Source organism: Empedobacter sp. 225-1, assembly GCF_030328185.1.
GTDB lineage: Bacteria > Bacteroidota > Bacteroidia > Flavobacteriales > Weeksellaceae > Empedobacter > Empedobacter stercoris.
On record NZ_JACALO010000007.1, the window covers coordinates 21079 to 46950 of the forward strand.

Here is a 25872-nt window from a genome sequence, read left to right on the forward strand (position 1 = left end):
ATAGGAAACTGATCTAATAAAAGAAAAAAATCCTGCTCAATTGAGCAGGATTTTTATATTAAATTCATTTTGAATCTTAAATCATCGAAATACGAAGTGTATTGGTAATTCCTTTTTCAAACGCTGGCATAGCATTCAAATTGATGATGTAATCACCATATTCTACATAACCTGCATTCTTCGCTAAGATATTTACCTCTGTTACCGTTTGATCCGTAGATGTATCGCGAGGATCGTAATTAATCGATTTTACACCCCATAACAAATTCAACATACGGTTGATTCGTTTACTTGGATTAAACACCAAAATAAATGAATTTGGACGATGAGAAGAAATTTGAAAAGCTGTATAACCAGAATACGTCAACGTTGCAATTGCTTTTGCTCCTGTATCTTCTGCCATTTTAGCTGCATTGTAACAAACCATATCGGTTACAAAACGTTCGTTTTTAACTTTTGGTTTGTGTTCTGGTACATGTACGTGCTCATCATCTTCAACAGTTTGAAGAATTTTCGTCATTTTCTCAATCACTTGAACAGGGTATTGACCAACAGATGTTTCACCTGATAACATAACCGCATCTGCTCCATCAAAAACGGCATTTGCAACGTCAGAAACTTCGGCACGAGTTGGCGTTAAACTCGAAATCATAGTTTCCATCATTTGAGTTGCTACAATAACTGGTTTACGCGCTAATTTTGCCTTATCAATTAATTGTTTCTGTGCTTTTGGAACGATTTCAAATGGAACCTCAACTCCTAAATCACCACGAGCAACCATTAATCCATCCGAAAACTCTAAAATATCTTTAATATTTTCTAAAGCCTCAGGCTTTTCAATTTTAGAAATAATTGGAATTTTTAATGTTCCATGTTCTTTGATAAAATCAGATAAATCTTTTACATCTTGTCCCGAACGAACAAAAGATAAGGCAAACCAATCGACACGATTTTCGATTGCGAACTTTGCATCTTCTTTATCTTTTTCCGTTAAAGCTGGTAAAGAAATATTGGTGTTTGGTAAATTAACTCCTTTTTTAGAACGCAATGGCCCTCCTTGTATTGTTTCAGCTTTTACAGTATCTGTACCATTTGTCTCGATAACTTTGAAGATTAATTTTCCGTCATCAATCAAGATGTTTTCACCCACTTGCACGTCTTGTGCAAACTTTTGGTAGGTCATAAAAACTTTCTCTTTTGTTCCTACAACATCCTCATTGGTGAAAGTTAAAATTTCTCCTGGATTGATGACAAAATCTTCGTGTTCCATTTTCCCAATACGCAATTTTGGACCTTGTAAATCCGCTAATACTGCTGTATTGTATCCGTGATCATTATTTAATTGATGAATGATTTCTATCTTACGTTTCACATCCGCATAATCGGCGTGCGAAAAGTTGATACGGAACACATCTGTTCCTTTTTTCATCATTTCTAGTATAATTTCTGGACTATCAGTTGCTGGACCTAATGTTGCAACAATTTTCGTCTTTTTAAGAAATTGTTTATCGTAAATCATATTTTTCCCTTTTTTTATGCACAATATTTTGTTAGAAAACCAATCTATCAGCTGTACTGATTAAATCGATATCTATTTTTTTAATTAATTTAATAAAATCTTTTTCTACAAATGGAAGTGGAAGATTCTCTATCTCATCTTCCCAGCCAGACACTTTGACAATGTAGTTGCAATCCTTGTAATTAGGCACAAGAATAATGCTCTCTTTGAAAAGATTTGATAAATCTACTTCAATTTTTTTAGAATCGGATTGATTTGGGATATTTTTAATGATATGATAATCTATCTTATTGGTTTCATCTATCCATTCGTATGTTTCGAAAAAATAGGTATGATCATCTAACCAAATATCCAAATCATTGATACGTTGAAAACGCGTATCATAAGTAGAATTGAGATGGAAAATAAATTGTGTCGAAGTATTAAAGCTTGAATTTACGCCTATTAGATGGAAATCTATCCACTCATCATATAAGAGTAACTCTGCCATTCTTCTATACTTTTTCTATTTTCTTTTGTAGTGAATAATACGCGCGTTTTGCGGCACTTTCTTCTGCTTTTTTCTTTGAAGTTCCTCTCCCCTTCGAGATAACTTTATCGTTAAGACGGATAACGGATACAAAGACCTGAAGATCTTCTGCATTTTGCTCCTCAAATGTATTGAATCTTATTGTATTTCTCGTTTTTTGACTCCACTCCAAGATCAACGATTTGTGACTTGTTATGGTATGTTCCAAACGATCTAAATCCGCATAAGGGTCAATAATTTTGATTTGAATAAATTTTTGGACTGCATCTATTCCTCCATCTACATAAATTGCACCGACTAAAGCTTCTAACATATCACCATTGACGTCTTCCCCCAAATTGTTGTGATTGTTCATAGGATCTAAATAATCCAACAGACCAAGTTGTTTTGACACAGCGTTTAATTGCTTGCGTGAAACAATTTTAGAACGCATTTTTGTCAAATACCCTTCTTGTTGATCTGGTGCTTTATAGTACAAATGTACTGCGGTAGAAGCACCAAGTAATGCATCTCCTAAAAACTCTAATCTTTCAAAATTGATACTGTTTCCATTTTCATCTTTTTTTTGCGCTGATCTGTGGGTAAATGCTTCTTTAAACACCTCAATATTTTGAGGGGTATACCCCAGGGTCTCGTTCAAAAATTTCAAAAAAGGATCAGATGAATTTGAATCATCACGATGATTTTTAAAAGAAAATAATTTTTTTAAGAAAGACATTACTTATACTTCTTAAATATCACACACGCATTGTGACCACCAAAACCAAAAGTATTACTCAATGCATAATCCACATTTTTCTCTTTTGCTTTGTTAAATGTATAATCAATTTTAGGATCAAGATTTTCATCATCCGTAAAATGATTAATTGTTGGTGGAACAATACTGTTATTGATAGCTCCAATAGCCGAAATCGCTTCAATAATTCCAGCACCACCTAATAAGTGACCTGTCATTGATTTAGTTGAATTGATTTGAATATTGTACGCATGTTCTCCAAATAATTTTTGAATCGCTTTAGATTCTGCAATATCTCCTAATGGTGTAGATGTTCCGTGCATGTTGATATGATCTACGTCTTCTACTTTGATATTTGCGTCTAATAAAGCTTCTTTCATCACATTTAAAGCGCCAATTCCTTCTGGATGTGGTGCTGTAATATGATGAGCATCTGCTGTCATCCCTGTTCCTACTAATTCAGCATAAATTGTAGCTCCACGTGCAATTGCATGTTCGTACTCTTCTAAAACAATACATCCAGCGCCTTCACCCATTACAAAACCATCGCGGTCTTTGTCAAATGGTCTTGAAGCCGTTTGTGGATCATCGTTTCGTGTAGATAACGCATGTAATGCATTGAAACCTCCAATGCTTGATGCTGTAATCGCAGCTTCTGACCCTCCTGTTACTATTGCTTCTGCTTTTCCAAGTCTTAATAACATGAATGCATCAATAATTGCATTTGTTGAAGAGGCACATGCCGAAACAGTTGTATAATTAGGTCCCATAAGACCAAATTCCATTGAAATATGACCAGGTGTGATATCTGCAATCATCTTAGGGATAAAGAAAGGATTGAAACGTGGTGTTCCATTTCCTGTTGCGTAATTCGAAACTTCTTCTTCAAAAGTTTTAATTCCACCAATACCAGATCCCCATATAACACCGATACGCTCTTTGTTTACGTTAGTAGCATCTAAGATCCCACTGTGTTTGATAGCTTCTCTTGCAGCCACAATCCCCAATTGGGCACAACGATCAATCTTGCGCGCTTCTTTTCGATCAAAATGATCTTCAATGTTGAAGTTTTTGATCTCACAAGCAAATTGTGTCTTAAAAAGAGTTGCATCAAAAAGCGTAATAGGCGCGGCGCCACTTACACCATTCACTAATCCTTTCCAGTATTCTTGGTAAGTATTTCCGATTGGTGTTAGCGCGCCTAAACCTGTTACTACTACTCTTTTTAATTCCATAAAAATTAAGGAACTATTACTTGTTTAAGTCTTCGATGTATGTCACAGCTTGACCTACTGTAGAAATTTTCTCTGCTTGATCGTCTGGAATTTGAATATCAAATTCTTTTTCGAATTCCATAATTAACTCTACTGTGTCTAATGAATCAGCTCCTAAATCGTTAGTGAAACTTGCTTCAAGCGTTACTTCGCTTTCGTCAACTCCTAATTTATCCACGATAATTGCTTTCACTCTTGATGTAATGTCAGACATAATTTTCTAATTTTAATTGTTGTAAACTACTGCAAAAATATAAAACTTATATTAAATACAAGCTTTTTTTTATATGCATGCATAAGAACTTGCAAATATAGGGTGAATAATTATTCACGAAAACGTTTAAGTGAATGACATAAGTCAAATTTTTCACGCTTTTTTTTATTGTAACTTTGTGCAAAGTTTTTACCTTTAATATTTTAAAAATACTATAAAATCACAAAAATGAGCATAGAATTGGCATCTTACGGAATAAAAAATTCCAAAATTAACTATCAATTATCTCCTGAAGAACTTACCAAGAAAATGGTAGAATTAGGACAGGGAGAAATCACATCTTCTGGCGCTATTAATATGCTAACAGGAGAATTTACAGGGCGTTCACCAAAAGACCGTTTCATTGTAAAAGATGATATTACGGCTGATAACGTTTGGTGGGATGGAAATACAAATATTCCTTTTGATTCTGATAAGTTTGACGCTTTATATGATAAAGTAGTTGAGCACTTAAGCAACCGCGAAATTTATGTACGCGATGCTTTTGCTTGTGCAGATGACGCCTACAAAACTAAAATTAGAGCAATTACAGAAACACCTGCTGCTAATTTATTTATCTACAACATGTTTATTCGTCCAACAGAAGAAGAATTAAACAACTTCGGAGATTCTGAATGGACAATTATAAATGCGCCAACTTTTGTTGCTGATGCAGACCAAGATGGTACAAGACAACACAATTTCTCTATCTTAAACTTCAAACGTAAAATCGTTTTGAATGGTGGAACTGGTTACACAGGAGAAATGAAAAAAGGAATTTTCTCTGCTTTAAACTTTATCTTACCGGTATTTAGAAACACATTACCAATGCATTGTTCTGCGAACTCTGGTGAAAACGGAGATACTGCCATGTTCTTTGGGTTATCTGGTACAGGAAAAACAACCTTATCTGCTGATAAAAACAGACGTTTAATTGGGGATGATGAACATGGTTGGACTGAAGACAATACTGTATTCAATTTTGAAGGTGGTTGTTATGCTAAAGTAATCAACTTATCTGCAGAAGGAGAACCAGAAATTTTTGCAGCAATTAAAGAAGGGGCGTTATTAGAAAACTGTAAGTTAGTTCCAGGAACAAACGAAGTTGACTTTACGGATACCTCAATTACAGAAAACACACGTGTTTCTTATCCGATTGATTACATCGAGAATATTGCAGTTCCATCTGTAGGAAAAAATCCTAAAAATATTTTCTTCTTATCATTTGATGCTTTTGGTGTTTTTCCTCCAATCGCTAAATTAAACCCAGATCAAGCAGCTTATTTATTTATCTCAGGATATACTTCAAAAGTGGCTGGTACAGAAGCTGGTGTTACAGAACCACAAACGACATTCTCTACATGTTTTGGTGCGCCATTTATGCCTTTACACCCAACAAAATATGCTGAAATGTTAAGCGACAAAGTAGAAAAAACTGGCGTTAATGTTTGGTTAATTAACACAGGTTGGAATGGTAAGAAAGAACGTATGTCTTTAAAAGATACTCGTGCAGTGATCAATGCAGCATTAAATGGAGATTTGGATAACGCGGCGTTTAAAAAGGATCCATACTTCGGATTTGAAGTTCCAGTTGCAATAGATGGTGTTTCATCAGAAAAATTAAATCCTGCAACTTCATTTGCAACAGAAGAAGCGTATGAAGAAAATGCGAAAGTATTGGCAGCTAAATTCAAAGAAAACTTCAAAAAGTTCGAAGAATTTGCGAATGCTGATTTATTAGCTGGAGGACCAACAATTTAAGGTTGAAATTAAGATTGAGATTAAGATTGAGATTAAGACAAAGTTTTAGCTCATTTTGAAAATCAGAAATAAATACAAAACCGAGCAAATTGCTCGGTTTTTTTATGTTTTAAATTTTTTAAAAAGATATAATTCATCTTAATTCTAGATACACTTTTTATAAATTTCATTTCTAAAAATCACTCAAATTGACAAATTTTCATTCAGATTTACAATAGAAAAATTACATTTTCAAATAAAATTCTTTTGTTAAATTAATGTAATCTTCGGTATATTGATGACGTTCGACTTCGATGATTAACTCATTTTCAAGGCATTTCTTGTCATGAAAACTAAATTCTAATAAAACACGTTTGGTTGCAGTAGTTGCATTTCCTTTTACATAGACTGTTTTTGATCGTTTTAAGTTGTTTTGCGAAGCAATTTTACAAAAAGCACCCATTTGATCGTAAGGTATAATAAAACTCGCTGAACCGTCTTGTTGAAGCAATTCAGTCGTTTTTTTGATTAGCTCTTCAAATGTTAAGGTTTCTTGTTGTCGCGCTTGTTTTCGCGCATCAAATTCAACCGTGTCATTTACTATGAAAAATGGTGGATTGCTTACGATCAAGTCATATTTTTGATCTGTAGAATACGCTTGAAGTGATGCATTAAAAACCGTTAATCGCTCAGAAAAAGTTGCAAGTTCAAAATTTTCTTTTGCTTGTATAAAAGCATTTATATCAATTTCGATAGCATCAATTGTTGCATGTGGAAAACGTTGGGCTAACATCAAGGAAATTAATCCTGTTCCAGTGCCAATATCTAATATATTTTCGCCCGTTTCTAAAGTTGACCAAGCGCCAAGCAAAACACCATCTGTGCCAACTTTCATTGCCGTTTTATCTTGAAAAATATCGAATTGTTTAAAACGAAAAGGTTTTCTATTCATTATATGGAATCAATATGTAGAATGTTGTGCCAACAGAAATTTCGGTTTCGAAACGAATGGTTCCATCGTAATCGTCAATAATTTTTTTCACCATTGGCAAACCGATTCCCATTCCACTGTTTTTTGTTGTAAATTTTGGAATAAAAATAGCGTCCTGAGATTCTACTGGAATTCCGTCTCCATTGTCTTGAATGGTGATATGAAGAAAATCTTTAACCAACGCCACATCTACTCTCACTTTTGCTGTTCGAGATTGTGGTATAGACTGAAAAGCATTCTTGGTAATATTGGTGATAATTCGATTCAAATATTGTTTATCAAAACGCATCATGATGATGTTTGGCGAATAATTAAATTCGATAAATTCCATCGGAAATACAAAAAGGGTATTTTTTATAACATCAACAACATCTATTTTTTCGTCTTTACGAGAAGGCATTTTAGCAAAATCAGAAAAGGCTTCAGTTATTGCCGAAATCGTATCAATTTGTTGCAATAAAATATTCCCTGTGCGCATTGTTTTCTCTTCGAGATCAGGATCATTGATATCAAATCTTCTCATGTGATTTTGAATCATTAATCGCATTGGAGTTAATGGATTTTTGACCTCATGAGCCACTTGTCTTGCAAAATCTCTCCACGCTTCTTCACGTTCTTGTTTGGCCAACAAATCGGATTGTTCTTTTAATCGAAATAACATATCGTTATAGGAATCAACCAAGACTTTAATCTCGTCATTTCCATCGTAACGAATCGGCATATTGTTGACAATTACTTCTGTTTCTCGAATACGATCTGCAAACGACCAAAGTTTATTCAATGTACGTTTAGTTACAAAATAGACGGCTAATGTTCCGAATAAAAGAATTACACCAAAAGCCAATCCATAACTTCCAATTAAGGTAAACATGTCTTGCTGTAAAAAATCTTGGTTGGATTGATAAGGTAAACAAAGAATGGCAATGTTCTCATTGTAATAATTCTTGATATTACTATACGATGAATAGATATCACTCTCGTCATTTGAATCTTTATTCGTTACAATAAAATCATTTGAATCTTTGAGTTTATCGAGTATCTTTTGCGGTAAAACATCATAAGTTGTCGATACAGGTTGAGTTGTAAGGATTTTATTTCCACGCAAATCGTAAACCACAATATCTGTTTTGTTGATATCTCCAATGCGAAGAAAACCATCTTCTAATAGGTTATGAATATTATCCTTGGTTGCAATTCCAGGGTAATTATCCATCTCATAATCTATCGCAGCTTCTACTGCTCTTACCTTTCTTTTAAGAATATCTTCGTGATATTGTTTGGTTTGATCATTGAAATGATTAGCAGTAATCAATAAAATTGCGCCTGCTGTAAATAACAAAATCGTTACCATGTAAATGATAATACGAACAGGTAGCGATAAGTTATTTTTTCTTGTAATCATTTTTATTTTTGAAATAATCTTTTGACGTATTTTCCTAAGATATCAAATTCTAAATTTAAGGTATCTCCAACTTTCACTTGATTGAGATTTGTAAATTCCCAAGTGTACGGAATAATTGCTACCGAAAATTGACCAACTTTACTATCTACAACGGTTAAACTAATTCCATTTAGACAGATCGAACCTTTTTCTACAGTTACATTTCCAGACGATGCTTCGTCATAGGCTACGGTAACAAAAAAACTTCCGTTTTGATTTTCAATAGAAACTACTTTTCCTGTTTGATCTACATGTCCTTGAACAATATGACCGTCTATGCGACCATTGAATTGCAAACATCGTTCTAAATTGAGAAAATCGCCTTCTTTTAAGGTGTTAAAGTTTGTTTTTTGTAGTGTTTCCTCTATAGCTGTGACTTTGTAAAGACCATCTTTAAAATCAACAACTGTTAAACAAACTCCATTGTGTGCTACACTTTGATCTATTTTTAGTTCATCACAAAAATCAGCTTCAATCCATAAATGTAAATTAGATTGATCTTTCTCTGCTTTTACAAGCTTTCCAACTCCTTCAACGATTCCTGTAAACATGATGTTATTTTTGGTGAAAGTAATAATTAATTCTAAAATTATAAAATGAAAAAGGGATGATTTTAAAACATCACCCCTTTAATTATTGATCTAAATATTTATTTTACTCAACTGTAACTGATTTTGCCAAGTTACGAGGCTGATCTACATTTTTACCTAATTTTACAGCAATCCAATAAGATAATAATTGTAATGGAATAGCTGTTAAAATTGGAGAAAACTCTTCTGCCGTTTCTGGGATTACAACATAATCATCTGCCATTGCAGTAACTTGTTCATCGCCTTCGTTTACAATTGCAATTACTTTTGCACTACGAGATTTAATTTCTTGAATGTTAGAAACTACTTTTTCGTAATATCCTTTTTTCGTTGCAATAACAATAACTGGCATATTTTCATCCAACAATGCGATTGGTCCGTGCTTCATTTCTGCTGCAGGATACCCTTCTGCGTGGATGTAAGAAATTTCTTTTAATTTTAATGCACCTTCTAAGGCTGATGGGAAGTTATACCCACGACCTAAATAAATTGCATTTCTATTGTCTTTGTATTTTTCGGCAATTTTATCGATAACGCCTTCGCAATTATCTAAAATTTGTTGCACTAATTCTGGAATACGCTCTAATTCGTGTGTTAACAAGTTGAATTTCTCTGCTGATAATTCACCATTGTGTTTTCCTAATTTTAATGCAATCAATGCTAAAACTGTTAACTGAGCTGTAAAAGCTTTTGTTGAAGCAACACCAATCTCAGGACCTGCGTGTGTATAAGCACCAGCATCTGTAATACGAGCGATAGATGAACCTACAACATTGTTAATTCCGAAGATAAAGGCACCATTTTCTTTTGCTAATTTAAGCGCTGCTAATGTATCTGCCGTTTCTCCTGATTGAGAGATTGCAATTACCACATCATGTTTGTTGATGATTGGATTACGGTAACGGAATTCTGATGCATATTCTACTTCTACAGGAATGCGAGCGAAATCTTCGATCATGTATTCTGCTACTAATCCTGCATGGTAAGACGTTCCACAAGCTACAATAATGATACGTTTGGCATTTAAGAATTTCTCTTGATGATCCCAAATACCTGCCATTTTGATGACACCTTCGTCAACCAATAAACGTCCACGCATTGTATCACGAATAGAACGAGGTTGTTCGTTGATTTCTTTTAACATGAAATGTTCGTACCCTCCTTTTTCGATTGCTTCGATATTTAATTTTAATTCTTGAACATCTAAAGATACCGCTTCATTATTTTTAATTGTACGTACATCAACTGCTTTGTCTAAAGTAATTGTTGCCATGTCTCCGTCTTCTAAATAAACAGCATCTTTCGTAAATTCGATAAACGGAGAAGCGTCAGAAGCTACAAAGAATTCGTTTTCACCAATTCCGATTGCTAATGGAGATCCTAAACGTCCAACAACAATTGTATTTGGTTCTTCTTTGTCTAAAACTGCTATTGCATAAGCTCCAATCACTTCATTAAGCGCTAAACGAACAGCATCTGTTAAATTTAGATTTTGTTCTTCTTGAAATAATTGAATAAAGTTTACTAAAACTTCTGTATCTGTATCACTGTGAAAAACATAACCTTTTTCGATCAACAATTTTTTGATTGATTCATAGTTTTCAATAATACCATTATGAACTAAAACCAAACGTCCACTGTTTGACATATGCGGATGCGAGTTTACATCGTTTGGAACACCATGTGTAGCCCAACGTGTATGACCAATTCCTAAATGAGGTGTTTTATCTAAATTTGATGATTTTTCTTCTAAATCAGAAACTTTTCCTTTTGTTTTTACTAATTCAAAATCAGTACCAGTAGAAAGGACTAAGCCAGCACTATCGTAACCACGATACTCTAATCTTCTCAATCCATTTATAATAATTGGATACGCTTCGCGATGACCAATATATCCTACAATTCCACACATAATGTTATATAGTATTTTAAGTTAAATTGTTATTTTTTTGAATAATATACTAATAGTTTTAATTTTTTAGCATCATTTTCTGTGTTATTCCCGTGCAATACAATTCTATACGGATTGTATGCTCTATTATTTTGGAATGGGTTTGTACTATTGATAGTTGTCGCATCAGAAACAGAAGTGATAAAATTACCCAATGTAATGTACATTGTTTGGTCTTTAAATTCATTTCCTTTTTCTAACATACTTTTCAGATGTTTTGTGATATCAATTGTATAAAACTCTGTTTTTCCTTTTACTTGAGGATTAAAGTGTACAGAAAGTGGATACGAATTATAAAATTCTAAAACATCTGCATATAATTCATTAACAATTTTGTCCTCTTTTTTGTAGTTATTCCAAGCAGTTATATACGGTGGTTTTGGAAAACCATATGATTCATCTATATAAAATTTCAATTTGGCACCAAGAATAGCAATATCACTTTTCGACATTTCTGTCTTCAATTCATCTAACTGTTGGGTGTTGAATTTTAATTTCGCATAGTTACCACTCATTCCACTCAAAAACAATCTTGCATCACCCTTTATAGAGTCTGGTTGAACTGTTGAATAAGTAGAACCTGCTATATTATTTACAATTTGAGAAGCAATTACATTTGAGTTATTCGCTGTACCTGAATTCCACTGATTAGAGAAATCAAAATCATAGGTTGCGTCCAAACGTTCTTTGTATTCTTTATCTGTATCTTTTTTAGGTGTTGGATTTTTGTATGAATAATACATTTTTAAATCCATTTTATTTGGATTAAAATTGATGATAAATCCATCCGTTTCTTCAACAGAAAATTCTAACCCTTTGATGTTTTCACGAATAAATGTTGCATAATCAGAAAGCAATCCTGTTTTAGCATTCTTGATGATTTTTTCGTCAAAATAATCTTTATCTAAAGAGACTTTGTAACCTACTGCTTCTTCCGAAATATTAGTTGTTCCTGTTTTTTGTTTTACAACTTTACTCACCACTGTTTTTCCAATTTTAGCAGTCCCAATCACTCTCGAATTGGCATCTATTGGCGATTCTGAACCATCTAATTTAGAAAAATACTTTGAGTCTCGATATAAAACCGTATTAATGTCTTTAATTTTCAACGTCATCTCCAAATCCTTTTTTCCATACAAGGAATCAACAGCGTATTTTGTTGTAATTTGGATTGTATCTGTATCTTCTGGTTTCTCTCCTGGTTTAGACAAGTTGATTGTGTCCTTAGAAATAGGATCTTTTGTAGAATTGTAATAAACAGGGATGATAAGATTGACAGAATCTACTTTTGGCTCTGTACCAAAATCTTGGTCTCCAATAGAAGTAGGTCTAAATTGCGTATAAAACTTTGATGCAGTCGAGCCAAAAATTGGTTCATTGTACACACCAAAAGCCCCATTTTGCAATACAAATCTATCAGATCGAATCGTATCAAAACTTGCATTAAACGCTAATACATCTAACGATTTCACATTCCCATCAGCTTCTCCTCCAATAACATTGTTATCTAATTCTAATGTTTCGTTTTCACAAGAAACCATTGTTCCCATTCCAATCATCATTGCAACAGATACAGAAAGGACATTCAAAAATTTTTTCATTAATCTCAACGGATTTTAATTAGAGTTCATTACTTCCTCAAGATAAAAGTTGTTGTACACTTCTTTTGCTTGCTCTTTTGAGCAATAATCTAATAGAGGAATATTTTGTTGGTTGATATAGTTTTTGACATCTTCTGGAATTATCTCTTCTCCTCTCGCTACAGCATCTGCGTATTCTAAAGAAGCTTGAATCATTCCTAAATGAGTCGGTTTTTCTAAGTATTGTTTTACTTCCCCTTCTACTTTATCGAAGGCTAATTTATTGATTAATCCATTATCCAATTCTCCATCAAATGCATTGTCAAATAGTGAAACTACTACTTTCGCATCTTGAAAAAATGGATCATCCGAATAATATTTCTTTAGGTACAATGGTACTAAACTTGACATCCATCCCATAACGTGAACTACGTCTGGTTTCCAGTTTAATTTTTTTACTGTCTCTAAAACTCCTTTTGCGAAGAAAATCGAACGCTCATCATTATCAGAAAACAAATCATTTCCTTCTCCATAAACTTCTTTACGTTTAAAATATTCTTCGTTATCGATAAAATACACTTGTAGTCGCTCTCCTGGTACAGATGCTACTTTAATGATTAAGGGTTGATCCAAGTCATTAATAATCATGTTCATACCTGAAAGTCGTATTACTTCATGTAATTGGTGTCTTCTTTCATTAATTGCTCCAAATCTTGGCATAAAGATTCTTACATCTGCGCCATTACTTTGCATGATTTTTGGCAAATCTAATGCTTGAGAAGACATCGGATTTTCAGGAAAATAAGGTACCATTTCTGTTGTTACATACAATATGCGCTTTCCTTCCATAATTTCTACTCTCTTTTCCTAATGAATAATAAGGCACAAATTTACAAAAAAATGTTGATATATTATTTGCTTATAGTAGCTTTGCCGGATATTAGTTTTTTTTTAACAAATCAGTGGAATGGTTGTATTTAACGAAAAGGAAAAATTAACTCCCGTAATCGTCGAGTTAAAAAACCAAAACAAAACCATCGGGTTTATCCCTACAATGGGCGCTTTGCACGAAGGGCACATGTCTTTAGTAAAAGCTTCTAAGGCTCAAAATGACTACACAATTGTAAGTATTTTTGTCAATCCAACACAATTTAATAATCCAGAAGATTTAGCAAAATATCCTCGAACTGAGGAAAGTGATAAGGAATTGTTAATGAAAAATGGTTGTGATTTTGTCTATATGCCAACAGTAGAGGATTTATACGAGTCAAATGAAGGTGCAAAACATTACGATTTCGGAACGATTGACAAAGTCATGGAAGGTTCTTCTCGTCCAGGACATTTTGATGGTGTTGCAACAATTGTTTGCAAATTATTCAAAGCCGTTCAACCAACAAGAGCATATTTTGGAGAAAAAGATTTTCAACAAATTCGTATCATTCAAGAAATGGTAAAACAAGAGAATTTGGATGTCGAAATTGTTCCTATGCCCATTCATCGTGCAGATTCTGGTTTAGCTTTTAGTTCGAGAAATGCTCGTTTATCAACACAACAAACAACAGATGCACCACAAATTTTTTCGATTTTATCTAAAGCTGTTCAACTTAAAAACAACGGAAAAGATATAGCTGAAGTGAAAGCATTTGTCGAAAATGAATTTGAAAACTCTCCTTTTGAATTAGAATATTTCGAAATCACAGACGAAGAAACATTGTTGTCTATCAACCGTTTTTCTGAAGCAAAACATATTCGAGGGTTTGTTGTTGCCTATGCAGGCGATGTTCGTTTAATTGATAATATTCAATTCTAAAAAAAACTAAAATATTTGTTCCAAATCCATTGAAAAATATTGGAATAGGTTTTGAAATTTATAAGTTCAATGTAACTTTGCAAAATTATGATGGTAGAAGTTTTTCACTCTAAAATACATAGAGTTAAGGTAACAGACGCAAAACTAAATTATATCGGAAGTATCACAATCGATGAAGATTTGATTGATGCTGCAAATATGGTAGTGGGTCAAAAAGTACAAATCGTTGTTCAAGAAAACGGTGAACGATTTGAAACTTATATTATAAAAGGGAAACGTGGAAGTGGCGAAATTTGTTTGAATGGACCTGCTGCGCGCAAAGTACAAGTTGGTGATACGGTAATCATTATTACCTACGCGATGATGGATTTTGAGGAAGCCAAAACATACGAACCAACAATTGTTTTCCCTAACGACAATAATCGTTTAGATTAAGAAATTAATTTTCAAACATTTATATGAAGAGTAAGATGAAACAATCACTCTTCTTAATCATTGCTTCATTGTTAGCACTCTTTTTTGTGGTAATAACAGTGAGGCAAATTGATTTCGAACGAGTTGCAAACGTTTTAAAAGAGACCAATTACTTTTGGATTTTTGCATCAATGGCTATTAGTATCCTCACCTATTGGATACGTGCCGCTCGTTGGAAACTTCTTCTCAAACCAATGGGGTACAATACCCAAACTTCATCTGGTTTTTGGGCAATTGCCTTTGCTTATTTTATGAATTTAACCATTCCGAGAAGTGGCGAAGTTGCACGAGCAACAAGTTTTTATAAAATGGAAAATGTCCCTTTCGAAAAATCATTTGGTACAGTTGTTTTAGAACGCGTTATTGACCTCTTATTTTTAGGCTTATTTTTCGGATTAACACTTATTTTTAACTACGAGACCTTTATGCGTTTTGTAGAATTAGGAAACAAAGAAAAAGCACATCAACCAACAACAGAACCTTCTTTCTTAAAGTATTACATCGCGATTGGAATTGTTCTTTTTGGAATGATGTTAGTTGCCATTTTCTGGAAAAAAATTATCCAATTGAAGTTTTTCGAGAAAATTAAAACATTTCTTTTAGGACTTTGGGAAGGAATCAAATCAATCTCAAAATTAGAAAGAAGAAGTCTATTTATCTTTTATTCTTTTGCTCTTTGGATTTGTTATTTTTTGATGACCTATTTAGTTTTCTTCGCGTTTCCAGATACAGAAAACTTTGGAATTGCAGAAGGTTTATTTCTTTTAATTGCAGGTTCTTTTGGAATGATTTTGCCCGTTTCTGGCGGATTAGCTTATCCTTACGTCATGTCGATCGCATTTTCAGCAGTGTATCTTGCTAAAGGCGGCGATCAGCACGAAGGACGAGCTATTGGCGACTATTTTGGGTTAATACTTTATATAGCTCAAGTTATTTCGATGATTAGTTTTGGCTTAATCGCGATTTATAAAATTGCAAAAATTCGTCGAGATTCTACTATTTAATCATCTCCAAATATTTGAACGCTTGATCTTCTAATATTTCAGTTATTTTATCATATTTATTTTCTTTTACTAATTTCTCTAACCCGAAATTGTGATAACAATACGTTACATAATCACTGACTTTATTTTCAGGAATATTCAAACTTTCGACAAAATAATTTTTCGTAAAATAGTTTTCTAACTCTTTGATTTTATCTATTCTTTTAAAATATTGATCTTGTTTTTTATCTTTTTTCTTTTGTCCAGAAATTGTTGCTATCCAATTAGATGGGTCTAACAATCCATTGTTATTCAACATTGAAGAGGCATACGGATCGATCTTCCTGAAACGTAAATTGGGATCAATTCCAAGATTCAATCCTTTATACAAATCATCTACTTTATCGTGTTTGAGCTTAATATTATTCTTAAAGTTTTTGTCTAATGTATTAATCCGAGCCTCAGCTAATTCTATTGTTTCAATATTTAAATGAATGGTCAACATTCCTTTTGCTAAAATATCAGCTGTTATTTTGATTGCACGCTCTTTGTAAAAATCGTGCGTAAAAATCAATTCATCTCCAACAGAAGCTTTGATCGAAAACATTCCCTTCGAGTTTGTAAATGCTTTAGCATTAGTCGTTTCGTTGGTAATCAAAATATTCTCAACAATATCTTGTCCCACAATACCATCGTCAATCACCACTTTTCCAGTAATCAAATTGGATTGTGCAAGCGAAAAAATACTGATCAAACTAAAAAATAAGATGTATAAAAATTTATTCATTCTTCGATATTTTTGCTAAATAAATTGGTGATTGTTCTTCTATGACAAAAAGTATTTCATCAAAATTATTACCCCTTAACAACGTTGGAAAATCAAAATTTGAATAACAATAATCTAAAAACTCATTGATTTTTCCTTCTGGAATCTTCAAATCATTAACAAAATAATAAGTCGTATAAAACCTACGAAGCGCAAGCAATTGATCTTCTTTCACTATTTTTAGTGGAACAGAATTTTTAACACGCTTTTTGGGATTTTTGAAAAGATTCATTATTCCCAATAAATTAACTCCTCCAACCTGTTTGATTGTTCGATTGACTATTTCTTCATCATGTTTTAGATTCAATTCAGCTTTAAAATCAAGTGAATTAATTCCCATTTCATCTCCTAATTTTTCTTGAAACGATTTCTCTTTTCCCATATTCCTAAACGCATCTTTATTCAGTTTCTGAATATTCGTTTCAGCTAATTCGATTACTTCTACATTCATGTGAATACTTACAAATCCTTTCGTCATCATAGCTTCAGTAACTTTCAAACTTCGATCTTGAATCCCCAAATGCTTAATGTATAATTCATCATCCAAATTAACATTTATCGAAAATAATCCTTCCGAATTGGCTTTTGCTTTGGCTTTTGTCATTAAATTTTCAACCGTTGCTCCACTCAGATCCATCACTTCATCAGCATCGTCAACCATAATTTTCCCAGTAATTAAGGTTGATTGCGCATAAAGTAAACTACATAAAATGAAAAATAGGTTAAAAAGTAAAGTTCTCATCATTGGCATTCAATTTTCTCTTAAAAATAATCGAGAAAATGATTGTAAATCAATATTTAACTCAACTTTATCTAAAGTAGTTAATTTGTTAAAAAAGTGGACTATCATTAACGTTATTTACTTATTGTATTAAAAAATTTCACAAATAGAACTCCACAGTTTGTCGCACTAAACCATTATTTTTGTGTAAATTTGAAACTATGGCTAAAACAAAAACTACCTATTTCTGCCAAAACTGTGGCACGCAAACCTCACAATGGATGGGACAATGCAAAAGTTGTGGTGAATGGAATACCATTGTTGAAGAAATTGTTGACAAAGGCGAAGAAAAAAAATCGTGGAAAGATAAATCGGATAAAAAAGAGAAAACTTTTGCACTAAATATTCGAGAAATTAATCCGTTGGGAGAAATCCGTATTTCGACTAAAAACCAAGAATTAGACCGAGTTTTAGGAGGCGGAATTGTTCCTGGATCAGTTATTTTGGTTGGTGGAGAACCTGGTGTAGGAAAATCGACCTTAATGCTGCAAGTTGCCTTAAAGTTAGATACGATTAAAATCTTGTATGTATCTGGCGAGGAATCTGTTTCGCAAGTAAAACTTCGTGCCGAACGAATTGGTATCGAATCTGATCAGTGTTTTATTTTACCTGAAACAAATACGCAAAAAATATTTGCACACGCAAAAGAGATTCAACCTCAATTGATCGTTGTAGATTCTGTTCAAACCTTACAAACCACTTATGTAGAATCTTCTCCTGGGAGTATTTCTCAAATTCGAGAAACCACTTTTGAGTTGATTCAGTACGCCAAAGAAACCAACACGCCGATTATTTTGATTGGTCACATCACCAAAGAAGGAGTAATTGCTGGACCAAAAATTTTGGAACACATGGTGGATGTTGTCTTACAATTTGAAGGTGATCGCAACCATATTTATCGAATTTTACGTGCGAATAAAAACCGTTTCGGTTCGACTGCAGAAATCGGAATTTACGAGATGCAAGGTGCCGGTTTGCGCGAAGTCACAAATCCATCCGAAGTGTTGATTACAAAAAAAGACGAATTGTTAAGTGGAAATGCGATTGCAGCCACTTTGGAAGGCGTTCGTCCAATGTTAATCGAAATTCAGGCTTTAGTTTCTACCGCAGTTTATGGAACTCCACAACGGACTGCTACTGGTTTTGACGCGAAGCGATTGAACATGTTGTTGGCTGTATTAGAAAAGCGCGCTGGTTTTCGATTGAATATGAAAGATGTTTTCTTGAATATTACAGGAGGAATTCGTGTAGACGACCCTGCAATTGACTTGGCTGTTATCGCTGCAATTCTTTCTTCGAGCGAAGATTCTGCCGTTCCTGATAACTGTTGTTTTGCTGGCGAAGTTGGTTTGAGCGGCGAAATAAGGGCTGTAAATCGTGTAGAACAGCGTATTACGGAAGCGGAAAAATTAGGATTTGATGTTATATTTGTTTCAAAGTACAACAAAATAAAAGATACAGATTTTGGAATCAGAATTGTCCGAATTTCAAAAGTCGAAGATCTTTACCGTATGTTGTTTCAATAAATTAAAAGTCATCAAATAATTGGATTTACATGTATATTATAGTTTTGTTTCAAACGAAATAATATGAAAAAGCGGATTTTAGTTTATGGATTAGCAACCGTATTGCCAATTTTGGGAATCGCTTATTTTTACGGTTATTACAACAACCAAAGTCCGTTTACAATAAAATGTATGTTTCATGCAATAACTGGCTTATGGTGTCCTGGTTGTGGTGGTCAACGCGCTTTTTATTTATTAACACACGGCCATATTTTACAATCGTTGCGATATAATTTGCTACTCCCCTTTTCGCTATATATTTGCATACGTTTTTATTATTCTATTATCGGAAATATATTTTTAGCGGAACCTTTATCGAGTAAGTTTCATTTTTCAACAAGTTTCGCGCGAAACTTTCTACTCTTTTTATTAATTTATTCGATTTTAAGAAATATTCCTCTTTCACCGTTTATCTATTTAGCACCAGAAGGTTAAATCAAAAAAAATTAAAGGAACTATTCCTCTAATTTTTTTTGATCTGATTGTGTAGCGCTACGCTCCTCACCTTCTTTTAACTCTCCTCGACGTATTCTATTTTTATCCGAATCTACCTCATCATTTGGTAACGAAACAGCTTGGTTCGCTTCTCCTAAAACCCAAGTTTCAGTAGCCTCCCACATTGCTCGTACTTTAATTGGTTCTGGATACAAATAAATTGGTTCAGGTTGTTTACCTGATAAATAATCACCTGTATCCCATTTTCCATTTGTATTTTCATCTACCAACAATCGGAACAAATATTCGCCTGGTTCTATAAAATTAAACTCAAAATAATTTTTATTCGCTGGATTATAAATCTCTTCTAAAACTGTAAAGTTTTGATCTGCTTTCAGGAATTGCAAAATAAATGGTTTTGAAGGCGTATTCTGAAGCGTTAATTTCAAATGCCCAAAATCACCACGCGTTCCCATTTTTATTGGATATGCCAATGTATCATTCTTTTCTCCTAAAACATCCGTTAACGCATTGGGATAGATATTTACCTCAAACTTCTCATCTAAATTTTTATCAAAAACAAAGTTTAAATTTTGTGCATTAATCGTATCAATCGAAACGTTGAATGGTATTGAAACTGTATCCTTGAATACGTGAATTTTAGTTAAATCTAACGATTTAATAGGTGCATTAGCTTGGATTTTAAACGTTTTATTCGGTGCTAATTTTTGATCATTTAACGCTTTAAACTCTAATTTACGTTCAACATTCGATTTTGAATACAATGCACTAATCGAATCAATTTGATCCTTATGTTGCACATTAAATTTTAATTTTGCGCTTCGCCCTGATATGGTGTCCACCTTTGGATTAAACCAAAAGTTAATCGAATCTTGCTTTGGAAATTTCTCAATGTAAGCCGATTTAAATTCTTTCCCTACAGGTGTAATCGTTACATCTTCTGTTGCTCCAGTTGTTTTAAACACAATCAAACCTTCTTGTTTGAAACTTGCTTCTGGCTTACGATATGCTGGTTTTTGATTGAATAAATTCAAGTTTATTGCCTGATTCGAATTCAATTCTATCGCTTCATTATGAAAAGCTAAACGTTCTTTACCATAATCATACATTACATTTTCTACTTTATCTTCGAATGCAATCAGTTTATATTTCCCTGAAGCCAAATAATTTAACTGATATGCACCTTTATCATTTGCTCTTGCAATATAATATGGTTTCTTTTGCAACACCACACTATCGGTATATGCACTGTCTACTTTATATAGCCCGACCAATATCTTCTCTGGTAATTTAAAATCATAAGACGAATTTACATGTCCCGTTACTTTTAACGAATCGATAAAACTACCTGTCGAAAAAACATATTGAAAATTTGACAACTTATTGTTCTCATTAAAATCTTGAACTGCATCACCAAAATTGAAACTATAGGTTGTATTTGGCAAAAGTGGTTCTTGAAATTTTATTGAAATATTTTTCTTTGCTAATGCTTGAGGCGTTACAATTGGCGGTATCTGAAACGAAGGAGAAATTACCACATTTTTGCTGTATTCCTTCAAGATAATATACTCATCAAAGTTGATTGTTGCTTCTTGCAAATTGACATCTACATTCGTTGCCAACGTGTCTGGAGCAGCTTTTAGGAAAACTGGTGGTGTTTCATCTTTAGGTCCACCAGTTGGCGAACCCTGTCTTGCACAAGAAATAACCGTCAAAATAGTTAACATCAAAAGCGAAAAACGTGTCGTCTTATTCATGGGCGCAAGTTAAGAAAAAGCTTGTTATTAAGCACAAGCAATGGTGATTACACTTATCTTAAAATTTTCTGAAAAATTAAACTGTTTAACTGCCGAGGCAATAGTAGCACCTGTTGTTAGTACATCATCAATCAAAATATAATGTCCAGGTTTTAGATTTGGATTAATTTCAAACGCATTTTTCAAGTTATTTAACCGATGTTGTTTATCTTCATTTACTTGAGATGAATGATATTTAACTCGAATTAATCCATCCGAAAAGTAATTGATTTGATTATTTTCAGCCAATGTTCGTGCAAAATATTCAACTTGGTTATACCCTCTTTTTTTCAATCGTTTTGGATGTAATGGAATCGGAATAATTCCGTCATAATCACTCAAATCAAATTTGATTAACTGTGCTAAATCAATTCCTATTTGTGGACGATTTCTATATTTCATTTCATGCAAAATTGTTTGCGTTGTATTGTGATGTTTAAATTCTAACAAAGCAACAACATTTTCTACCTCGCATATATTTCGTAATTTAGAATAAGCTATATTGTTTTGATCAAATTGCCAATGGGTAAATGCGAGATTGGTTGAGCATGAAACGCACAGAAACTGCGAAGGTTGAATCACCTCTTGACAATCCAAACAACGCATCGGAAAAAATAAATCAACCAAAGAATTTACGATTGTTTTGATTTCCATTACCTTTGCAAATTAAAGTTTAGTACTAAATTTAATGAAAATCATTCGACTTACAAAAGCTTTTACGTTCGAAACTGCACATGCATTGCATGGTTATGACGGAAAGTGTAAAAATATACATGGACATTCGTACAAATTATTTGTTACTGTAAAAGGTGTTCCTTCTGAGGATATCAACGATGTGAAACTTGGAATGGTGATGGATTTTGGAGATTTGAAGAAAATTGTCAACAAAGAAATTGTTGATCTTTTTGATCATGCTATTCTATTGAACGAAAATTCTCCTCACAAATCTTTGGGTGAAAAATTATTAGCCGAAGGGCATAATGTTGTATTTACAAATTATCAACCATCTGCAGAAAATATGATTTTGTGGATTGTGGATAGAATAAAGCCTCTTTTACCAAATAATATTGATTTGGTTGCGCTAAAATTACATGAAACAGATAATTCTTATGCAGAATGGTTAGCGGAGGACAACCAATAAACATTCAATTAGAAGCTGGTAAAAAGGCCTATTTTTCTTCGGATCATCATTTTGGTGCTCCGAATGAAAAAGATAGTTTGGTACGCGAAAAATTGTTTGTAAAATGGCTTGATGAAATAAAAGACGATTGTGGTGTTTTATTTTTGATTGGTGATTTATTTGATTTTTGGTTCGAATATAAACATGTTGTTCCGAAAGGATTTGTTCGTGTTTTAGGAAAATTAGCCGAACTATCTGATCGTGGAATTCCAATTTATTTTTTTGTTGGTAATCATGATTTATGGATGAAAGATTATCTGCAAGAACAAATCAATGCAATCGTTTTTCGAGATAAACAAGATTTTATCATCAACAACAAAGAGTTTTTTATTGTTCATGGCGATGGAAAAGGTCCTGGAGATAAAGGTTACAAACGCATGAAAAAAGTGTTTACCAACAAAGTTTGTCAATTTCTTTTTTACTTACTTCATCCCGATTTAGCTATGTGGTTAGGAATTACAGCTTCGCGAAAAAACAAAATGATTTCGGGCGATGAAGATGTCAATTTTCTTGGTATTGATAACGAATGGTTGATCTTATACAGTCGCAAACAATTGCATCGAAAATACTACGATTACCTTGTCTATGGACATCGACATTTACCAATGGAAATTGCGATAGGTAAAGCACGTCACATCAATCTTGGAGATTGGATTAACTATTTTACCTATGGTGTTTTTGATGGAAAGGAATTCGAATTAAAAACTTACTTCCGTAATCAAGGAGAAGAATCTCGGGATTCGATCATAAAAATTATAGATTAACAAGCAAATCATAAAAATCCATAGATAAGCTTCTTTTAGCCACTCTATTTTCGGTTTGCTTTCGGTAAAATATCTGGTCAACATTAGCATAATACTAAATCCTAAAAAAGCAAGATAAGTATCATTATTTCCTCCGTAAAGAATATAAGTGATAAAAATGACGAGAAACATAAAGTGCATCAACAAAAAGATTCTTTTCTTTTGAGCTGTCAGCTTATTAATATTCTTGAAATGATTAACAATAGAGTAAATTAAGACAATTGCAACTGGAATTAAAAACAATTGTTTCAATTCGAAATGTACCATTGTAAACATTAATTGTTCTTTATAAAAATCGTACATAAAGTAATAATCTAAAAGAAAACTTACTTGTGCTACAATTAATACTGGAAGAATAAATCCTAAAAATCCAAGAATAGGAATCTTAGGTTCTACCACTCTTAGCGTCAAGAAATAAGCGAAAATAGCTATTCCTAAAAATATAAGTGGAGGATTGAGTAAAATTGCAAAGCTCATAAACACACCTATATCAAACGCATTATATGTATCATTTTTTTCGGATTCGAAGTACAACAATTGTACTGTAATATAGGTAACAAGCAATAAACTTCCTGCAATACGATAGTCTGACAATCCGCCTATAAAAGGCATTAGCCATAAAATATAAATAAACGTTGGATATGATGACGTACTAATTAAATCGTTTGTATTATCGGTATAACCTACAAAAGCAATTGTTAAAATCGTTAGAAATACGCCCAATTTTTCTAAATTACTCAGACCAATACTGTTAAAATTCGCTGCTCCAAGCAATGTAAACAGTACAATGATAAAAATCTGTATAAAAAAATTCCTTTTGTCAAGTAGATTAACCAACATTTTATTAACTTTGATGCAAATTAAGCAATAAACTAGAATATGGGAGTTATAACTGATTTATTTTTTGCGATTGGTGATATTTTCAAATGGACTTTTGAAAATTTATTATCTCCAGTTGGCGTTATCTTTGGATGGTTATTTACATTCATCGGATGCGCATTGATGGGATGGTGGTTATTTAAAATCGCTAGCTTTGGAACCGAAAATGAAAAAAAATACGAAAGATAATCCATCTTTATTTGTATAAAAATATATTTTCGAATTAATTCGAGAAACCCTTTACAATAACTGTAAAGGGTTTTTTTGTGAATTATATTGCGTTTTCGTCACCTTTAAAAACTAATACTACTGTCTGATAAATAATTTGTATATCTAATAATAAAGACCAATTTCGTACATAAAAAATATCTGTTCGAATACGATCTTCCATATCTTTGTCACAATCTATAGCTCCTCTATACCCTTTCACTTGAGATAGACCAGTAATTCCAGGTTTCACATAATTTCTAAGATTATATTTTCTTATTATTTCACTATAATATATGTCCTGTGATATCATATGAGGTCTAGGCCCAACTATAGACATATCTCCTTTGAGAACATTTATAAATTGCGGCAATTCATCTAAACTTGTTTTTCTAAGAAAATTCCCGATTTTGGTAATTCTATTATCATTTACAACAGTAGCTTTTATAGAATTTGTACCATCATTACGCATCGTTCTAAACTTATAACAATCAAAATCTTTACCATTAATTCCTCTTCTTTTCTGCTTGAAAATGACAGATCCTTTAGAATCTAATTTAATTAATAAAGCTATAATTGGAAACAACCAACTTAAAATAAAAACACAAACTAAAGATGAAAAAATAATATCAAATAATGATTTTACTATTTGATTATTTGTTTGCTCTAATGGGTACTTTTTTATAGTATAAATAGGAAGGGTATCAATGTAATTAACAGAGAAACTCAACACTTTTTCTTCAAAAGCATACGGTATGTAATTAATTTCCATATGATTTAACAAAGCTAATTCATATAACTCTTTATACAAATAATCATAATTTAATCCATTTTGAGCTATATAAATAATCTGAATATCATTATTTTTAAATAATTGTTTAATATCAGTTTTTTCCAATAATTTATCATCTAATATTTTTACAATATTTATTCCAAGATCTTTCCTATTTTTAAGTGTCGCTATTAGTTTATCTACATTATCATTATTACCAACAATTATTGCGTTTACTGTATATTTTCCATTTTTAAAAAAATTTTTGAGTAAAAAAAACAAAAATAATTTCACGAATAAAATCAATAAAAATGTAATACTTAAATAACAAAGTATTAAATTAATCGATAATAATTCTTCACTTTTAACTCCAGAAATAGTGAAAATAAATAGTGAAAATAAAATAAATACTTTACCCGTATCTCCTAACTGTTTATAAAATTTCAAATTACTTAAGGACAAATAATTGAAATTTCCTATAAGTAATATCCAAAAACTCATGATAAGAAGAATTGCCTTATAATGCGAATTTATAATCTCAAAATAAGTTGGAATACTATATTTAATATTTATCTGATAATGTAATTTAATAAAAATTACCAATAATAAACTAATTATAATTAGATTCATTAGTAATTCTATTTGATTAAATCTTTTTCTTAATAACATTTTATGTAATATTAGTTAGTTATAATAATTGAATCTTCCTGGATTACATCCAAAAATTAATATATTT

26 protein-coding genes are annotated in these 25872 nt (G+C 32.4%); 9 read left to right on the forward strand and 17 right to left on the reverse strand.

The genetic code is table 11. From position 1 onward, the window contains the following. Positions 1-76: 76 nt before the first annotated feature. From pyk to HX088_RS03425, 5 genes are read right to left on the reverse strand one after another with little or no spacing between them, the layout of a single operon-like run. Complete coding sequence (gene pyk, locus HX088_RS03405) at positions 77-1519, reverse strand: pyruvate kinase (protein ID WP_188319456.1); 1443 nt, start codon at positions 1517-1519, stop codon at positions 77-79. Positions 1520-1550: 31 nt separating this feature from the next. Then, positions 1551-2009, reverse strand: coding sequence for an IPExxxVDY family protein (locus HX088_RS03410; protein WP_225542095.1), 459 nt, complete (start codon positions 2007-2009; stop codon positions 1551-1553). 4 nt (positions 2010-2013) lie between these two features. After that, on the reverse strand, positions 2014-2766 hold the full coding sequence (gene rnc / locus HX088_RS03415; protein ID WP_225542094.1) for a ribonuclease III: 753 nt from the start codon (positions 2764-2766) through the stop codon (positions 2014-2016). Continuing rightward, positions 2766-4019 (reverse strand): beta-ketoacyl-ACP synthase II, encoded by a 1254-nt coding sequence (gene fabF, locus HX088_RS03420; protein ID WP_286483406.1) that lies wholly within the window; start codon positions 4017-4019, stop codon positions 2766-2768. Before fabF ends, rnc begins: the two co-directional genes overlap by 1 nt. Before the next feature lie 16 nt (positions 4020-4035). Beyond that, on the reverse strand, positions 4036-4272 hold the full coding sequence (locus HX088_RS03425) for an acyl carrier protein (protein WP_038336002.1): 237 nt from the start codon (positions 4270-4272) through the stop codon (positions 4036-4038). A 228-nt stretch (positions 4273-4500) separates the two neighbouring features. On the opposite strand from HX088_RS03425, the gene pckA reads away from it, so the two are divergent. Beyond that, on the forward strand, positions 4501-6072 hold the full coding sequence (pckA, locus tag HX088_RS03430) for a phosphoenolpyruvate carboxykinase (ATP) (protein ID WP_225539556.1): 1572 nt from the start codon (positions 4501-4503) through the stop codon (positions 6070-6072). Between the two features lie 223 nt (positions 6073-6295). Here pckA and HX088_RS03435 read toward each other — a convergent pair whose 3' ends face one another. The 6 genes from HX088_RS03435 to HX088_RS03460 all read right to left on the reverse strand — a co-directional run bounded on the left by HX088_RS03435 (position 6296) and on the right by HX088_RS03460 (position 13453). Next, positions 6296-7003, reverse strand: a complete 708-nt coding sequence (locus HX088_RS03435; RefSeq protein ID WP_286483409.1) for a tRNA1(Val) (adenine(37)-N6)-methyltransferase — start codon at positions 7001-7003, stop codon at positions 6296-6298. Next, positions 6996-8444: a sensor histidine kinase gene (locus tag HX088_RS03440; RefSeq protein WP_286483411.1), complete on the reverse strand. Its 1449-nt coding sequence runs from the start codon at positions 8442-8444 to the stop codon at positions 6996-6998. The genes HX088_RS03435 and HX088_RS03440 overlap by 8 nt, the downstream gene beginning before the upstream one ends. Positions 8445-8446: 2 nt before the next feature. Further along, positions 8447-9034, reverse strand: coding sequence for a riboflavin synthase (locus tag HX088_RS03445; protein ID WP_225542090.1), 588 nt, complete (start codon positions 9032-9034; stop codon positions 8447-8449). Between the two features lie 103 nt (positions 9035-9137). Beyond that, the gene (gene glmS, locus HX088_RS03450; RefSeq protein WP_286483414.1) at positions 9138-10985 is read right to left on the reverse strand and encodes a glutamine--fructose-6-phosphate transaminase (isomerizing); all 1848 of its coding nucleotides are present in this window, start codon (positions 10983-10985) and stop codon (positions 9138-9140) included. Positions 10986-11014: 29 nt separating this feature from the next. Continuing rightward, positions 11015-12625, reverse strand: a complete 1611-nt coding sequence (locus HX088_RS03455) for a DUF4270 family protein (protein ID WP_171622962.1) — start codon at positions 12623-12625, stop codon at positions 11015-11017. A gap of 15 nt (positions 12626-12640) precedes the next feature. Beyond that, positions 12641-13453 (reverse strand): glycogen/starch synthase, encoded by an 813-nt coding sequence (locus tag HX088_RS03460; protein ID WP_171622961.1) that lies wholly within the window; start codon positions 13451-13453, stop codon positions 12641-12643. 118 nt (positions 13454-13571) lie between these two features. On the opposite strand from HX088_RS03460, the gene panC reads away from it, so the two are divergent. From panC to HX088_RS03475, 3 genes are all read left to right on the forward strand, one after another. Then, the gene (gene panC / locus HX088_RS03465; protein ID WP_286483417.1) at positions 13572-14414 is read left to right on the forward strand and encodes a pantoate--beta-alanine ligase; all 843 of its coding nucleotides are present in this window, start codon (positions 13572-13574) and stop codon (positions 14412-14414) included. Between the two features lie 87 nt (positions 14415-14501). Next, a complete protein-coding gene (panD, locus tag HX088_RS03470) occupies positions 14502-14849 on the forward strand; it encodes an aspartate 1-decarboxylase (RefSeq protein ID WP_171622959.1) in 348 nt (115 codons plus the stop codon). 35 nt (positions 14850-14884) lie between these two features. Then, positions 14885-15892, forward strand: a complete 1008-nt coding sequence (locus tag HX088_RS03475; RefSeq protein ID WP_286483418.1) for a lysylphosphatidylglycerol synthase transmembrane domain-containing protein — start codon at positions 14885-14887, stop codon at positions 15890-15892. On the opposite strand, the gene HX088_RS03480 is transcribed toward HX088_RS03475, so the two are convergent. Next, positions 15885-16658: a hypothetical protein gene (locus HX088_RS03480; RefSeq protein ID WP_286483420.1), complete on the reverse strand. Its 774-nt coding sequence runs from the start codon at positions 16656-16658 to the stop codon at positions 15885-15887. The genes HX088_RS03475 and HX088_RS03480 overlap by 8 nt on opposite strands. Beyond that, positions 16651-17442: a hypothetical protein gene (locus HX088_RS03485; RefSeq protein WP_286483422.1), complete on the reverse strand. Its 792-nt coding sequence runs from the start codon at positions 17440-17442 to the stop codon at positions 16651-16653. Before HX088_RS03485 ends, HX088_RS03480 begins: the two co-directional genes overlap by 8 nt. A gap of 197 nt (positions 17443-17639) precedes the next feature. Between HX088_RS03485 and radA the strand changes: the two genes are divergently transcribed. Both radA and HX088_RS03495 read left to right on the forward strand, forming a co-directional pair. Beyond that, positions 17640-19004, forward strand: coding sequence for a DNA repair protein RadA (radA, locus tag HX088_RS03490; RefSeq protein WP_225539547.1), 1365 nt, complete (start codon positions 17640-17642; stop codon positions 19002-19004). A 63-nt stretch (positions 19005-19067) separates the two neighbouring features. Next, positions 19068-19478 (forward strand): DUF2752 domain-containing protein, encoded by a 411-nt coding sequence (locus tag HX088_RS03495; RefSeq protein ID WP_286483425.1) that lies wholly within the window; start codon positions 19068-19070, stop codon positions 19476-19478. Between the two features lie 20 nt (positions 19479-19498). On the opposite strand, the gene HX088_RS03500 is transcribed toward HX088_RS03495, so the two are convergent. After that, positions 19499-21256 carry an Ig-like domain-containing domain gene (locus HX088_RS03500; protein WP_286483427.1) on the reverse strand — a complete coding sequence of 586 codons (1758 nt, stop codon included), beginning with the start codon at positions 21254-21256 and terminating at the stop codon, positions 19499-19501. A 27-nt stretch (positions 21257-21283) separates the two neighbouring features. After that, on the reverse strand, positions 21284-21949 hold the full coding sequence (locus HX088_RS03505) for a ComF family protein (RefSeq protein ID WP_171622949.1): 666 nt from the start codon (positions 21947-21949) through the stop codon (positions 21284-21286). Between the two features lie 40 nt (positions 21950-21989). Between HX088_RS03505 and queD the strand changes: the two genes are divergently transcribed. Together queD and HX088_RS03515 are read left to right on the forward strand one after the other, a co-directional pair. Beyond that, positions 21990-22436 carry a 6-carboxytetrahydropterin synthase QueD gene (queD, locus tag HX088_RS03510; RefSeq protein WP_171622988.1) on the forward strand — a complete coding sequence of 149 codons (447 nt, stop codon included), beginning with the start codon at positions 21990-21992 and terminating at the stop codon, positions 22434-22436. Then, the gene (locus HX088_RS03515) at positions 22412-23239 is read left to right on the forward strand and encodes a UDP-2,3-diacylglucosamine diphosphatase (protein ID WP_171622948.1); all 828 of its coding nucleotides are present in this window, start codon (positions 22412-22414) and stop codon (positions 23237-23239) included. Before queD ends, HX088_RS03515 begins: the two co-directional genes overlap by 25 nt. Here HX088_RS03515 and HX088_RS03520 read toward each other — a convergent pair. Then, on the reverse strand, positions 23174-24118 hold the full coding sequence (locus tag HX088_RS03520; RefSeq protein WP_286483429.1) for a DUF6427 family protein: 945 nt from the start codon (positions 24116-24118) through the stop codon (positions 23174-23176). The genes HX088_RS03515 and HX088_RS03520 overlap by 66 nt on opposite strands. Positions 24119-24157: 39 nt before the next feature. Here HX088_RS03520 and HX088_RS03525 point away from each other — a divergent pair, with 39 nt between their 5' ends. Continuing rightward, positions 24158-24346 carry a hypothetical protein gene (locus HX088_RS03525; protein WP_171622946.1) on the forward strand — a complete coding sequence of 63 codons (189 nt, stop codon included), beginning with the start codon at positions 24158-24160 and terminating at the stop codon, positions 24344-24346. Positions 24347-24428: 82 nt separating this feature from the next. Here HX088_RS03525 and HX088_RS03530 read toward each other — a convergent pair whose 3' ends face one another. After that, entirely contained in the window at positions 24429-25805 is a 1377-nt protein-coding gene (locus HX088_RS03530) for an exopolysaccharide biosynthesis polyprenyl glycosylphosphotransferase (protein WP_286483433.1), read from the reverse strand. Between the last annotated feature and the right edge of the window lie 67 nt (positions 25806-25872).